The sequence below is a fragment of the Duganella lactea genome, assembly GCF_009857505.1.
In the GTDB taxonomy this organism is placed as follows: domain Bacteria; phylum Pseudomonadota; class Gammaproteobacteria; order Burkholderiales; family Burkholderiaceae_D; genus Rugamonas; species Rugamonas lactea.
This window is the reverse complement of the sequence record NZ_WWCP01000124.1, coordinates 1-255: the sequence shown is the minus strand read 5'-3', so window position 1 is coordinate 255 and position 255 is coordinate 1. Positions and strand designations below refer to the sequence as shown.

The 255-nt window shown below is 53.3% G+C and carries 1 rRNA gene; it reads left to right on the top strand.

Features of this window, described 5'->3' with window-relative positions:
* Nucleotides 1-219, top strand: a 16S ribosomal RNA gene (locus tag GTP44_RS26980); the annotation flags it as partial.
* Nucleotides 220-255: the final 36 nt, after the last annotated feature.

The following is a 255-nucleotide window of genomic DNA, read 5'->3' as shown; positions in this document are numbered from 1 at the left end:
ACTGCATGAAGTTGGAATCGCTAGTAATCGCGGATCAGCATGTCGCGGTGAATACGTTCCCGGGTCTTGTACACACCGCCCGTCACACCATGGGAGCGGGTTTTACCAGAAGTAGGTAGCTTAACCGTAAGGAGGGCGCTTACCACGGTAGGATTCGTGACTGGGGTGAAGTCGTAACAAGGTAGCCGTATCGGAAGGTGCGGCTGGATCACCTCCTTTCTAGAGTTTGCAGAGTTCTTCGGAACGAACGTCAAG